The organism is Bifidobacterium boum, from assembly GCF_000741535.1.
In the GTDB taxonomy this organism is placed as follows: domain Bacteria; phylum Actinomycetota; class Actinomycetes; order Actinomycetales; family Bifidobacteriaceae; genus Bifidobacterium; species Bifidobacterium boum.
In genome coordinates this window covers 483,300-496,293 of sequence record NZ_JGYQ01000007.1, presented here as the reverse complement: position 1 = coordinate 496,293, position 12,994 = coordinate 483,300, and the positions used below count along the sequence as shown (strand labels likewise).

Annotated in this window: 12 protein-coding genes; 2 read left to right on the top strand and 10 right to left on the bottom strand. The window is 58.9% G+C overall.

Going from position 1 to position 12,994, the window contains the following annotated elements; translation table 11 throughout:
- Positions 1-533: 533 nt before the first annotated feature.
- From BBOU_RS03460 to BBOU_RS03430, 7 genes are all read right to left on the bottom strand, one after another.
- Entirely contained in the window at positions 534-1,400 is an 867-nt protein-coding gene (locus BBOU_RS03460; protein WP_033489879.1) for a MetQ/NlpA family ABC transporter substrate-binding protein, read from the bottom strand.
- Positions 1,390-2,067, bottom strand: coding sequence for a methionine ABC transporter permease (locus BBOU_RS03455; protein WP_026502780.1), 678 nt, complete (start codon positions 2,065-2,067; stop codon positions 1,390-1,392). The genes BBOU_RS03460 and BBOU_RS03455 overlap by 11 nt, the downstream gene beginning before the upstream one ends.
- Positions 2,064-3,167, bottom strand: a complete 1,104-nt coding sequence (locus BBOU_RS03450; RefSeq protein WP_026502779.1) for a methionine ABC transporter ATP-binding protein — start codon at positions 3,165-3,167, stop codon at positions 2,064-2,066. The genes BBOU_RS03455 and BBOU_RS03450 overlap by 4 nt, the downstream gene beginning before the upstream one ends.
- 322 nt (positions 3,168-3,489) lie before the next feature.
- On the bottom strand, positions 3,490-3,951 hold the full coding sequence (locus BBOU_RS03445; RefSeq protein ID WP_051616688.1) for a GNAT family N-acetyltransferase: 462 nt from the start codon (positions 3,949-3,951) through the stop codon (positions 3,490-3,492).
- A gap of 69 nt (positions 3,952-4,020) precedes the next feature.
- Positions 4,021-5,028, bottom strand: a complete 1,008-nt coding sequence (locus BBOU_RS03440) for a D-2-hydroxyacid dehydrogenase (RefSeq protein ID WP_026502777.1) — start codon at positions 5,026-5,028, stop codon at positions 4,021-4,023.
- A gap of 114 nt (positions 5,029-5,142) precedes the next feature.
- The gene (locus BBOU_RS03435; protein WP_051616687.1) at positions 5,143-6,399 is read right to left on the bottom strand and encodes a pyridoxal phosphate-dependent aminotransferase; all 1,257 of its coding nucleotides are present in this window, start codon (positions 6,397-6,399) and stop codon (positions 5,143-5,145) included.
- Position 6,400: 1 nt separating this feature from the next.
- Entirely contained in the window at positions 6,401-7,609 is a 1,209-nt protein-coding gene (locus tag BBOU_RS03430) for an Ldh family oxidoreductase (RefSeq protein WP_051616686.1), read from the bottom strand.
- 316 nt (positions 7,610-7,925) lie between these two features.
- Here BBOU_RS03430 and BBOU_RS03425 point away from each other — a divergent pair, with 316 nt between their 5' ends.
- Positions 7,926-8,876, top strand: coding sequence for an SPFH domain-containing protein (locus tag BBOU_RS03425; protein ID WP_026502776.1), 951 nt, complete (start codon positions 7,926-7,928; stop codon positions 8,874-8,876).
- Between the two features lie 307 nt (positions 8,877-9,183).
- Here BBOU_RS03425 and BBOU_RS09565 read toward each other — a convergent pair whose 3' ends face one another.
- The 3 genes from BBOU_RS09565 to murI form a co-directional block, all read right to left on the bottom strand.
- Positions 9,184-9,342 carry a FaeA/PapI family transcriptional regulator gene (locus BBOU_RS09565; protein ID WP_152595556.1) on the bottom strand — a complete coding sequence of 53 codons (159 nt, stop codon included), beginning with the start codon at positions 9,340-9,342 and terminating at the stop codon, positions 9,184-9,186.
- A 208-nt stretch (positions 9,343-9,550) separates the two neighbouring features.
- The gene (locus BBOU_RS03420; protein WP_026502775.1) at positions 9,551-10,396 is read right to left on the bottom strand and encodes a patatin-like phospholipase family protein; all 846 of its coding nucleotides are present in this window, start codon (positions 10,394-10,396) and stop codon (positions 9,551-9,553) included.
- A gap of 318 nt (positions 10,397-10,714) precedes the next feature.
- A complete protein-coding gene (gene murI, locus BBOU_RS03415) occupies positions 10,715-11,491 on the bottom strand; it encodes a glutamate racemase (RefSeq protein ID WP_026502774.1) in 777 nt (258 codons plus the stop codon).
- Positions 11,492-11,827: 336 nt separating this feature from the next.
- On the opposite strand from murI, the gene BBOU_RS03410 reads away from it, so the two are divergent.
- Complete coding sequence (locus BBOU_RS03410) at positions 11,828-12,943, top strand: hypothetical protein (RefSeq protein WP_026502773.1); 1,116 nt, start codon at positions 11,828-11,830, stop codon at positions 12,941-12,943.
- Positions 12,944-12,994: the final 51 nt, after the last annotated feature.

Below are 12,994 nucleotides of genomic sequence, written 5' to 3'. Positions count from 1 at the left end.
TGGGATGCAGCGGGTCTGTGCGGTTCAGTGCAATAGATGATATCGAGAGTGCAGGCGTATGACTGGATCGGATGCAAGCGTGCCGATCGTGATCATCCGCGGTTCGTACCGGGGCTGATACCGGTATCTTGCCTGTCTGTGGCATCGGAGAGCGTGTATCTCGTTTGACTGTAGTATTTCCCGGACTGCATGTGCGTTGTCAGGGTGCGAATATACCCGAGACTGCGAGTACGCCCCGCGAAATTCCAACAACACTGCTCACGGTATCAGGCATCGAAGTACACACATATGCGAGATACCCTTGGGCGGGTACTACAGATACCGCAGAAAGACACTGCGCACAGGGTATTCCGGTGTACCGCGCCATGCCTGCACACGTCGGTACGCCACGCACCCTCATATCCCACGCCATCCCACACCTGCATACCGCATCAACCCCGACCAACACTGCGCAAACAAACATCATGGGGGTGCCGCTGAGTACATCTCAACGGCACCCCCATGATGTGCGGATTCCGAGCACTTACCGAAGCTCACCACACAGGGATCTCAGCGCCCTTGGAATCCTTCTTCATGTAGGATCGCACATTTGCCTGCTGATACGCCTTGAGAATCGCCTTGTAGTTCGCATTGTCCTTGTCCGCGGTCCTGGCGACGATCACGTTAATCCAAGGCTTGTTGATCGACTTCTTTGGATCAGGGTTCACGGCGAAAATCGCATCGCTGATACTCTTGCCGTAATCCACAACGGCGTTCGCATTCGCGATGCCAGCCGCCGCGTCATCCAGAGAGCTCATGATCAGATTACGGTCGGTGGGCACGATCTGGATGTTCTTCGGATTCGAGATGATGTCTTCTTGTGCCGGGTACACGCCGTTCGCCGGATCGTTCTTCTTGGGGGCGATTTTGATCACTCCGGCTTCCTGCAGTACGATGAGCGCCCTGCCGCCGTTGGTGACATCATTGGGGATGAGGACCTTGTCGTCTTTCTTCAGCTGCGAGATTTTCTTAATCGAATTCGAATAGATGTTCAGCGGGCTGATATATGATTCGCCGATTACCGTGAACTTGTATTTTTTGGATTTGATTTCGCCGTTGAGGAAGGCATAATGCTGTTGGGCGCTCAGATCGACATCGCCCGAGGCAAGAGCCTGATTGCCGAGTACCGCGCTTTTCATGGCCACGGTCTTCACACGGACCTTCGACCCGGATTTCTCAAGATTCTGGTTGACCAGCTTCCACAGCGGTTCATCGGTGGCGGTGGTCAACGCGACTTTGACGGTCGTGGTGCCCGCGGATGACGATCCGCAGGCACTTGTGGAAACGGCTAGGCCAGCAGCGGAGACTACAGCGAGAATCGCGGCGATCGCCTTGCGGCGGATGCGGTGTTCAGTGTTCATTCTTCCTCCCTATGATGGTGCCGATGGTCTGGATGATGGTGATGAAGACCAACAGCGTGATGACGGCGGCGACGGTGATGTCGAGCTGATTGCGTTCGAATCCATACCGGTTGGCATAGTCGCCGAGCCCTCCCGCTCCGATGGCGCCGATGACGGCAATTTCGGAGTTGAAGCTGATGCAGGTGATGGTGGTGACCCTGGCGAGCGCGGAAATGCTTTCACGCAGGTAGACGCTCCAGATGATCGACCATGGGCCGAGTCCCATCGCCTGCGCGGACTCGATGAGCATGGGGTTGAGCCCGTTGAACACGGATTCAACTTGTCTGGAGAAGAAGGGGGTGATGCCGACAATGAGCGGGAAGATTGCGCCTCTCACGCCGATTGCGGTGCCGCTGATCAGCCGGGTCAGCGGGAAGAGCAGTGCGATCATGATGACGAATGGAATGGATCGGCACAGGTTTGTCAGTTTGTCAAGGAATTGGAATACCGCACGGTTTTCCCACATGCCGCCGGGCTTGGTGATTGCAAGGGTCAGCCCGAAGATGATGCCGAGAATAAACCATTCCGGTGTCGCGATGAGGAACATCTGCAGGGTTTCGAGGATGGATTGAACGAAGACGTCCGGGTTTTCGACGACGTGCGGGAACAAATGCTCGAGAATGGTCATGCGATGTGCTCCTTGGTGATGGATGCGGCTGCGTTCGTGGAGGCGCTTGCTTTGCTTTCGGGATGGACGGTGGCGATGCGTATGCCTTTGCCTCGCAAGTAGTCCAGCGCCTGCTTGATATGCTCCGGATCGCCAGAATACTGGGCTACGATACTGCCGAGCGGGTAGCCGTCGACGATGTCAAGCGAGGCGAACAGGATATTGACGGTGACGTGGAATTGTTCGGTGACTGCGGAAACCAGACCTTCGGCGACGGTTTTATTCGCGTAGCTCATGTGGATGAGTTGTCCATCCGGGTCGAGTCCTGCCGCTGCACCGCCTGAGCGAAGAACGTCGATGACGTGGCTCAATCCCGTGTAGTCGCCGACGAATCGCCGGGTGAGTTCGGCTTGCGGGTTGGCGAAGACGTCGAACGCTTCGCCCTGTTCGACGATGGTCCCGTGGTCGATGACGGCGACATGCGTGCAAATGGATTTGACTACGTCCATCTGGTGTGTGACGACGATGATAGTCAGGTGCAACTCCCGATTGAGTCGTTTGACCAGTTCGAGAATTGTCTTGGTGGTGTCCGGGTCGAGCGCGCTGGTCGCTTCATCCAACAGCAGGATTCGCGGATTGTTGGCGAGTGCACGGGCGATGGCGACACGTTGCTGTTGCCCTCCGGACAATTGTGACGGATGGGATTGCGCGTGTTGTTCAAGACCGACCAGGCTGAGCAGCTTGCGTGTTTTGTCGCGCTTTTCGGCAGAACTAAGACCTGAATGGCGCAATGCAAGCGCTACATTGCCTTCGACGGTGCGTGAAGGCATGAGATTGTACTGTTGGAAGACCATGCTGATGGATTTGCGTAGTTGCCGTAGTTCCTTGGCTGACAGGTCCGGGATGGACTGGCCGAGGACGTTGATCGTTCCCCCGGAGATGGGCTCGAGCCCGTTGATGCATCTGACGAGCGTTGATTTTCCGGCTCCGCTTAACCCGATGATTCCGAATATCGAACCTTCTTCGATGTTCAGATTGACGTCATGCAATGCGGTGTATGCGCCTTCGGGGGTGTCGTAGCGTTTGCTCAGTTGGGTGATTTCGATGATTGCGTTGCCCACTGGTACCTCCTTTTCGGCTTGATGCAGGTGGTGTCGCAGTTGTGGCGAGCTGCGATGTCGTTGGATGCGGTATTGCTGTGAGTGTATTGGCTTATTGCACAGGGGTTTGCGGGTTTGCTATCGGTGTCGTTTATCGCCGGTTGCAATGTGACGTGGTTGTAGGTCGTCAGGGGGTATTGACCGTGGTTATCGCGAGTGTGTTGCGCGATGGGATGGCATGTCTACGCGACTATGCACATATGCGTGGCGGCGGCAACGCGAACGCGCGACACCGACAGATGCCGGTGTCGCGCGTGTTGATTCTGATTGCTGATGGAATCGCTTATAGATCGTGGTCGAAGTACACCACGTCGGGGCGTGTGTTCCATCCTTGGTGTTTCCAGAACCGCTTGCCATCCTCATTGTCAGCTACAACGAGAATACCGACTTTGACGATGCCGACCGCTTGAAAGGCGTCTTCGATGCGGTGGACGAGCGTGCTGCCGATGCTTCTGCCGCGCCAGTGCTCATCAACGGCGATATGGTACAGGTAACCTTTGCGCCCGTCGGTCGCACCGAGCGCTGTCGCGATGAGAGTGCCTTGTGCGTCGACAGCCACTAGACAGGTGTTGGGATTGGCATCAAGCAATCGCACGATTCCCCCGTACGTGTTGTTCAACGAATGCAAATGCATGCCGGGGGTGCGGCTCCATAATGCGTATGCGTCGTCGTAATCCTCCGGGGTCATGCGGCGGATTCGCCATGTTGTGTTGTCGGTTGTTGTGCTATCAGCGGTGTCGGTCATTGATATCTCTTTCTGATTGCTGAACTGGTGTGTTGCCGGCTGGGTGTGGTGCCTGCCGGTATGGAACGGTCAGTCGAGGCGTATTTCATGGTCGCTTGTGCCGCCTTGGATGATGGTGAGCGCGTCATCAAGGGACTGCTGGGCCATATTGCGTACGGCGATGTCGGTGAAGAACGCGACATGTGGAGTGATGACGACATTCGGCATCGCGACGAGCGTGTCGTATGCCGGGTTGCCGGTCGGTGCCCCCGGGGTGAACGTATGGCCGAACAATGTCGCTTCACCTTCGATCACATCGAGCCCGGCGGCTGCTATCTCATGGTGTTGCAGAGCCGTGATCAACGCCTGCGTGTCCACGATGGGACCGCGCGAAGCATTGATGAAGATGGCAGTCGGTTTCATCTGTGCGAATCTGTGGGCGTCCATGAGATGGTAGGTGGTCTCGTCCAGATATGTGTGCATGCTGACCACATCGGCGCGTGCCAGCAAATCGTCTTTGCTGGTGTAGGTGACGATGCCGTCAAGGTCGTCGCGTTCGCGGATATCGTTGCCTAGTACGGTCACGCCGAGCGCGTGCAACATACGTGCAAGCGTCGAGCCGATACGCCCCACGCCGATGATGCCGACCGTCAACTCGCCCAGTTCCCGGGACATCAGACCGGTGGCGGCGAAATCCTGATGCGCATTGCGTTCACGGTACTGGGGGACGTGCCTGAGCAATTGCAGGATGTGGGTGAGGGCGAGCTGGGCAACCGCACTGGGGGAATAGGAGGGGACGTTGGTGATGCGTATGCCGTGTTCATGCGCGGCTTTCACGTCGATGGAGTCGATGCCTGCGGAGCGCAGCGCGATTTGGCGTATGCCGTATTCATCGTGCAGTCGGCGGTAGAAGTCTGGGTCGTTGCTGGGACGGAAGCGCTGCTTGTAAGAGATTCCGTCGAAGCCTTTGACGGTGTGCAGCGTCTCGTCGGTCAGTTCGAAGGGGAAGCACGTGACGTCGACGTGGTGTTGCTCGGCCCACTGTTCGGCGAAGGGCTGCTCTTCGGGCAGGGTGTGGTAGAAGGCGATGGATGTCATGATGATCTTTCGGTTTAAGGTTGATATGTTGTGTGTTGCCGGTGGCCTTGCGGCCATTCGGCATGTTGAAGGGGCTGCAGGCAGATCATGGGGTGTGCCCGGTTCGCGCTTCGGCTACTGGCCGTTGTGATTGTTGCCCCTGCTGTCGGTGAACGTGCGGATTCGCTCTGCGGCTTGCCGCAGGGTGTCCAAAGCTGCCGCGTAGCTGAACCGCACATATGGCGAGGGACCGGAGGCGAAGGCGGTTCCGGGGATTGCTGCGACTTTGGCATGTTGGGCTAGGTCGCGGGCGAATGCCAAACCGTCCGCATATCGTTCAGGGGCTTTGACATACAGGTAGAACGCGCCTTGGGGGTTCGCCGTCTGGTACCCGGCGGCGTTGAGTGCCCCGGCCAGGAAATCGCGACGAGCCCGGTATTCATCGACCATGGTCTCGATTGCGGCATCCCCATGTTCGTACGCTTCCTGTGCGGCATCCATGCTGAACGTCGCGGCACAGGAGACTGCGAGCTGGTGGTACTTGAGAATGGCAGGTGCAAGCCATGCGGGAGCTGCAAGCCAGCCGAGACGCCACCCGGTCATCGCGTAGGTCTTCGAGGCGCTGTCGATGACGACGGTACGCTCCGGGATGAACTTGGCGATTGAGGGCGCTGGCCTGGGTTCGAAGCTGATTTCCGCATACACTTCGTCGCTGACTGCGATGGCATCATGCCGGTCGATGATGCGCGCCAAATCGCGCAGCTCATCTTCGCTCGCGACGGTGCCGGTCGGGTTGGACGGTGAATTCAGAATAACGACAGCCGGCCCATGAGCGTGGCCAAGCGCCCTGTCAAGGGCTGTCGGATCAGGATGGAACCCGTTGCCGGTGGTGTCGATGGCGGTGAGCTTCGCTCCATGGATGCGTGCCAGTGACGCGTACTGCCCGAATGCCGGCGTGAATTCGATGAGTTCCGCCCCCGGTACTGCCAGCAATGTGCCGAGCGTGCTGCTGAGCGCTTCGCTGGCACCTGTGGTCACGATGATACGATCCGAAGATATGGCCAATCCTCGCCGCCGTGCCAGATACGCGCTGATGGCTGTTCTCAAGCCTTCAGTTCCCGCATTGGGCGCGTAATGGGTGCGGTTGGCGTCCAATGCACGTGCCGCCGCCCGTTTGATGAATTCCGGGGTAGGGAAGTCCGGTTCGCCCAACGTCAGCTTGATAATGCCGGGGATTTGGGAGACTTCCGCGTCAAAGGCACGAATGGCGGATGGCGCCAGACGTGCGATTGCCTGCGGAATCACCCGGTCGGGGGATGGGCGGCTCGCCGGATCGTGAGTGTGGATTGCCGTTGATGGTGTGCGTGTTGTGGAATCGGTTGATGTAGTCATTTCACCTCGATGTCTGGGTGATGATGGGTGTATTGGCGTAGGCTGTCGTACTGGTTGTCTCGCCAATATTGGTGGTTTCGTGCGGTGTATCGTCAGTTTTTCCGTTGCCGGTCGCGATCGCGCTATCTCCATCGTCAATCCGCACAATCTGCGGCTCGTCGATATCAAGCCCCCAAGCGATGTCCCGCACTTGCTTGTAGGTCACTTCGTCAATCGGCACGGTGTCGTGATGCTGGGCCAGGGCAGCGCGCTCCTTGTCACCGGGAAACAGGACCGGATGCCCATCGCTTGACGGCAGGGAACGCAGACGTTTTGCGAGTTGGGAGACCCGCGCGGCGAGCGCGTCACTGCCGCCGTAGGCTTCGGGGGAGATCGCCAAGATGCTGTGGCTGATGCGCGTGCCGTTCAAATCGATGGATGCGGGGGCGTCGCCGAGGAGTCCGGTGAGTAGTTCCACAGCCAAGCCGAGCCCGTACCCTTTGTATCCGCCGCCGTTCTCGCCCGGCCCGCCAAGCGGAGTCAAGGCGGCGCGTCGCGGTTTGGAACGAATGGCATTCATGATGGCGACGGGGTCATGTTCGACATCACCATGCGCATCGACCGCCCAATCGGCGGCGATAAGCGACTGCGTCTTCTCATGGACTTCAACCTTGCCAAGGGACACGGTGCTGGTCGCCGCGTCGAAATCCAGCTGGTCATTCCCATAGCCTGCCGCCACGGCTATCGGATTGCTCCCCAGCGCGGGGACGGCGGTGTGCGTTGGTGCGACAATCGGGTTGGAATTCGTCGAGACGATGCCAACGAATCCGGAATCGGCGGCTTTGCGCGCGTATTGCCCGGCGGTGCCGAAATGGTTTGAATTGCGCACGGTCACCAGGCCTACACCGTGCGATTGCGCCAGTCCGATGGCCAGATTGGTTGCCTCACGCATGGCGAGCTGCCCCATGGCCGCGTGGGCGTCGATGAGCAGGCTAGCCCCTTTGCTGCGCACGATGCCGGGGCGTGCGTGCGGGTCAATGATCCGATGTCTGATTTTCGCGTCGTACATGGCCATGCGCTGCGTGCCGTGCGAGCTGATCCCCCTCTGGTCGGCGTCGATGAGCGTGCCGGCCAGATACAAGGCGTCAGTCGAATTGAAGCCTTGCTTGCGGAAAATGGAGGACAGCGTGACCCGCAGGGACGGAACGCTGACCTGGAAGATACGTGGCATGCGGAACCTCCTTGGATGGGACATGCGGCGTGCCGGTGTCGCGGCGCGGTTGTGCGCGCCGCATCCGGCAGTGCTGTAGGGCTGTGTGACCGCAGATGGCTGCAGTCAGTGTGAATGCGTTGATTGTCTTTGACCCTAACAACCTGCACGCTTTCGTGTGGTGGCGTTGCGTTCGCAAAAATCGATAGCCGGCTCTCAGCTTTTGGGAAGCGTGTCTTGAAAATGGCCGGATTCCGGCATTCTGTTCAGTTTCTGATACGATGGAGACGGCTGTTCGCGCAAAGATTGCGCGGAATCGGATGAAAGGAATCCCCCCATGCCGTTTGCTATCGCTTTGATTGTCATCGTGCTGCTTTTGCTGTGCTCGGCGCTGTACGTGGTCCCGCAGCAGCAGGCCTATATCATCGAACGATTCGGTAAGTTCCATAAGGTGCAGTATGCGGGCCTGCGTATGAAAATCCCGTTTGTCGACCGCATCGCCATGAAAACGAATATGCGGGTCAGCCAGCTGAATGTGAAGCTGGAAACCAAGACCCTTGACAACGTGTTCGTCACCGTGGTCGCCTCCACACAGTTCCGCGTGGCTCCGGCATCCGTCGCCACGGCATACTATGAGCTGCAAGATCCGGCCGGCCAGCTGCGCAGCTACATGGAGGACGCCCTGCGTTCCGCAATACCGGCGCTCACCCTTGATGACGCATTCGCCCGCAAGGACGATGTCGCCGCCGACGTGCAGAAGACCGTCGGCACGGAAATGAGCCGCTTCGGCTTCACCGTCGTCAAGACCCTCATCACCGCGATTGACCCGAGCCCGCAGGTCAAGAACGCGATGGACTCCATTAACGCCGCCCAGCGTGAGAAGGAAGCCACCCGCCAGCGCGCCGAAGCACAGCGCATCCAGATCGAAACCCAAGCCGCAGCAGAAGCTGAGAAGACCCGCCTGCAGGGCGAGGGCCAGGCGAACTACCGTCGTGAAATCGCCAACGGCATCGTCGACCAGATCAAGAGCCTGCAGGCCGTCGGCATGAATATCGCCGATGTCAACAATGTGGTCCTGTTCAACCAGTACCTCGACGTGATGCGCTCGCTGTCCGAGTCCCGCAACGCGAAGACCGTGGTGCTGCCAGCTTCCACGCCTGGCGGGTATCAGGATTTGTACGAGCAGGTTACCAAGGCCATGCTCACTGCCAGTGAGATCCCGTCCGACGCGGCTGCTTCCGCGGCGTTCGCATCTCCAGCGCCTGACCGCCCGTCCGGATTGCGCTGAGCGATTGGACGCTTGGTGGCGACTGACACTCGTCTCCGTGCAATGTCGGGGAAGGAGAAGGGAGGAAGACCCCGCTTTCCCGCCTGGACTCTGACGAACGCCTGGATTGCCGCATAGTGCTACGCAGTGGCGGGTTTTCAGACATACCAGATGTCTGAAAACCCGCCACTTGCTTTGGCTGCCGGTGTACCGGGCTGACACCGTACAGCGCTCAGACTCATACGGTGACCCGTACCGTGGCTGTTGATTCCGCGGGTTCGCCTTCCAGATTGCGTATGACGGTCTAGGACGCTTTGAACCGTAATGGTCAGCGATGCGTGAAATCAATCAATCCATACCGGGACAGCTCATCCGCATATTTGCGTGCACTGTGTTCGGACAGCCCAAGATGCTCGGCGGCTTTTCGAGTGACACCGCTGTTCGTGAGTCGAAAATCGCTCCTGCCATGGTGACGTTCCTCTTTCACATGCTGCCGTTAAGGTAGAGCAACGATAAGCTACATGCCGGCGCAGTGCTGTATTTCGTTCTATAACCTACGTGAACCTACGTGCCGCCAAGAATCAGCAAGCATCAAGATGACCAGCTGCCCATGCCATGCATCATCACGAGTTGGTAAGACTTGTCCCTCACCAACTCGTCGAATCAGCCAAGAGGCAGGAAGTCGGGAGTCGCGCTCAGCTTTCCAAGAACTCGGGAATCGCCTCGGCCGCAGCGTACCCCGCGCGGTACATGCGCTCCAGCCCCTCGAACTTCTTGGTCAACGTGGACAGCCCGTACAGGGATTCCGGCGCGATGATCAGCGCTTTGCCTTCCTGCTCGTACTGCTTGGCGAGCGCCACCTCATCGTTATAGGTCTGATACCGGTTGAGCAGACGGTCGGCCGCAGCCGGGTACGTGCGTTCGAGGATGCGCGCGGGCATGATGTCTTTCTTCTGTTCGCGCAGCACGTCCTTGAGCCTGGTCAGGATGAGCACAACCCTGTCATACCCGTCGTCAAGCGCTTTCTGCACGGGGACAGGATCGGCGATGCCGCCGTCGAAGTAAGGGATGCCGTCGATCACATACGGTTCGCAGGCGACCGGCACAGCGGATGATGCCTTCATAATGTCGAAATCATCGTAGTGGACGTCCGACTTGTCGAAGTATTTGGGTTGCCCGGTTTCGGCATTGCAAGCGACGACTGTGAATCCGGTCGGGTTCGCTTCGAACGCGTCGAAATCGACCGGGTATTCGCCGTCGTGGTTCGACAGTGTGCTGTAGACATAGTCGAGCCCGACGAAGTTATGGTGTTTTCTGAAGTTCTGGACGCTTGCGTATTCCTTGCGGTTGGCGTATTCGGTGTAGAACTTGTGGCTGCGGTAGGGTTGATGGGCGATATAGCCGACCATGTTGGCGCTTCCTGCGGAGACGCCGTAGCAGTGGTCGAAGTCGATGCGCATTTCCATGAGCCTGTCCATGACTCCGGCTCCGAAAATCGCCCGGTAGCCGCCGCCGACATCGATCAATGCTGTTCGTGCCATGTTGTCTCCCTCACGTGAGCGCATCCGTAGTGTGCCGATGCGCACTTACGGCGAGCTTACGGGCCACACGTGGACAACCGCGCAAAAATCAGACAGATGATATTCGGATGTCGAACAATGCTCGCCGCTATCCGTCTTCAGTGTACCCGAATCGTTACACAGTAGGCCGATACCAGGCCGGAACAGCTGATTCCTGGAGCTATCCGCCTGTGGTGCGACGGTCCGGTCACACGACAAGCCGATACCTCGCGTACTTGGCAGGCAGATCCCCGTCACATGCCGTCACCCGCTGGCCGTCACCCGCTGGCCGCCAGCCGCTCACCGTGTCAGCAACTGCTTCATCAGCGTGGCCATACGTTCGCTGGTGTCGGAATTGGACAGCGAAACACCGCCTGCCGCTCCTTCCGGTGCGAGTTTGCCCAGTGCTTCCAACACCACGCGTAAGTGACGTACGGTTCCTTCATTACCGTCGATGATGGCGGTGCTGCTGGGCATGAGACGGCGGAAATACTCGCGGAAGAACGGGAAATGCGTGCAACCGAGTACTACGGAATCAATGGTTTCAAGATCATACTGGTCGAAATACCCGTGCAGGGTGCGTTCAACCAGTTCGCGGTCGTCAAGCTGCCCGTGTTCCACGATTTCCACCAGCGCCGGGCAAGGCTGCTTGTAAATCACGTTATCCGCGTTGAATCTGGCCATGAGCTTAGCGAATTTCCGCTCACGTAACGTCAATGGGGTCGCGGCGACGATGACATGCTGGGGAACGCCATGCCCACGGTCGCACGCGACTTTCAACGCCGGTTCCATGCCGATAATCGGGATGCTGAACTGTTCACGCAGCGCGTCCACCGCCGCCGAAGTCGCCGTATTGCAGGCGATGACCACGGCTTTGACGCCTTCGCGCACGAAATCGTTGACAATCGCGAACGCGAGACGGCGCACCTCTTCCGGGGTTTTCGTACCGTAGGGCGCATTCGCGGAATCTCCGAAGTACAGGACCTGCTCGTCCGGCAGATCCTTCACCAGTTCGCGTACCACTGAGATGCCGCCCAAGCCGGAATCAAACACGCCGATTGGTGCAGTGGAAGTCATTGATCCTCCTTGTCAGGCTGTCGCGATTGCGGGCCTCATAGTACGAGCCTGTATTGATTGGCTACCGTGATAGTAACACCATCCGCGTCTTGCCGTCCGTCCATCAGCGTACCGGCGTGAAATGCCGCATACGCGCTCCGTGCATGGTGAAATCCCGTTGGCGTGTTGGGCGTGTCGTGAGCATGTGTCGAATAACCGGTAGTCGATGTCGTAAGTTGTGACCGATAATACAGATAGAACTGACCATCACCGTGGATGCGGTGGCGTGAGCGTGCCGCACCGCGGGTGGCGTACCGGACTGTCACGGACGATACGCTGTGGAGTTAAGGGGACGATATGAGCAATCCGAAGTATGTCGGTATCTTGATTGCCGCGGCGATGCTGCTTGCACCCGGCTCGGCAATCGTGGCGAACGCGGCGCAACCTGCCGCCAGCCCGTCCACTGTCGCCGCGTCTTCCAACAACACCGATTCCAGCAGCACCAAAACGTCGGCTGATGACATGTATCAGAGCGCGAAAGCTGATTACACGGCGGCGCAGAACGCGTACCGTCAAGCCGTTGCGAATCACAAGAACGCCCAGAACGCCAGCCGGTCGGCCACGCAACGGCTTGTCGCCGCCACGTCGGCGCTCAATACGGCCAGAGCAAGCAAACGGCAAGCGGTCGCTGCCGGAACTGAAGCCATCGCTGCCGCTAAAGCGCTCAAAAGCGCGGAGAACGTCGTTGCGGACGCGTATGCGAATGATGTATCCGCAAGACTGCACAATCCTGCTGATAGTGATGCCGTCAAACAGGCGGATGCCCGGCTCAATCAGGCCAAGCAGACGCGGGATGCCGCACGCCAAGCCAATGTCGCGGCGCTTGAAGCCAAACGTCACGCCGATGAGCAGGCTGACGCGGATGCCCCGGCGCGTGTGAAAGCGGGTGAGGAGTTCGCTGCCGCCACGCAGGCGAAAGTCCAAGCGGATGCAACGCTCGTCCAGTCCGCCGCGGACGTGGCCACCGCCAAAGCCGCGTTCACCAAAGCGAAGCTTGATTTGGCTGAAGCGGTCGGCAACAAGGTGGCTGACGACACAGTGAACAACGCAAGCAATACCGACGCTGACCATCAGTCGAACACGGCCGAACATTCCACCGGCAAGACTGCCGCCACTTCGACTGACGGCAAGCAGGCGTCGACCGCCACCGCAACCGCGAAGAACGCCGCAAGCCAGAAGAACAGCGCAGCCCCTGCATCCACAACGGCACAATCCGACACTTCCGCGTCCCACGCCACGCCCCGGCAGGGCGGTATCGCCGGGGCGCTCGCCAAAACCGGTATCAGCCCGACCGCGCTGATTGCCGCGGCATGTGCGCTGGTTGCGGCGGTTCCCGCTGTCCTGTATGTGCGTCGCATCTGGTCGATGTATTCCGCCAGTAAGGCTTCCGAGGCTGCAGCCGACGCCGAGTGACTTCACGCTTCGGCCAATCGCTATCCCCGCTTCGGTGACGCCTGACAGTTC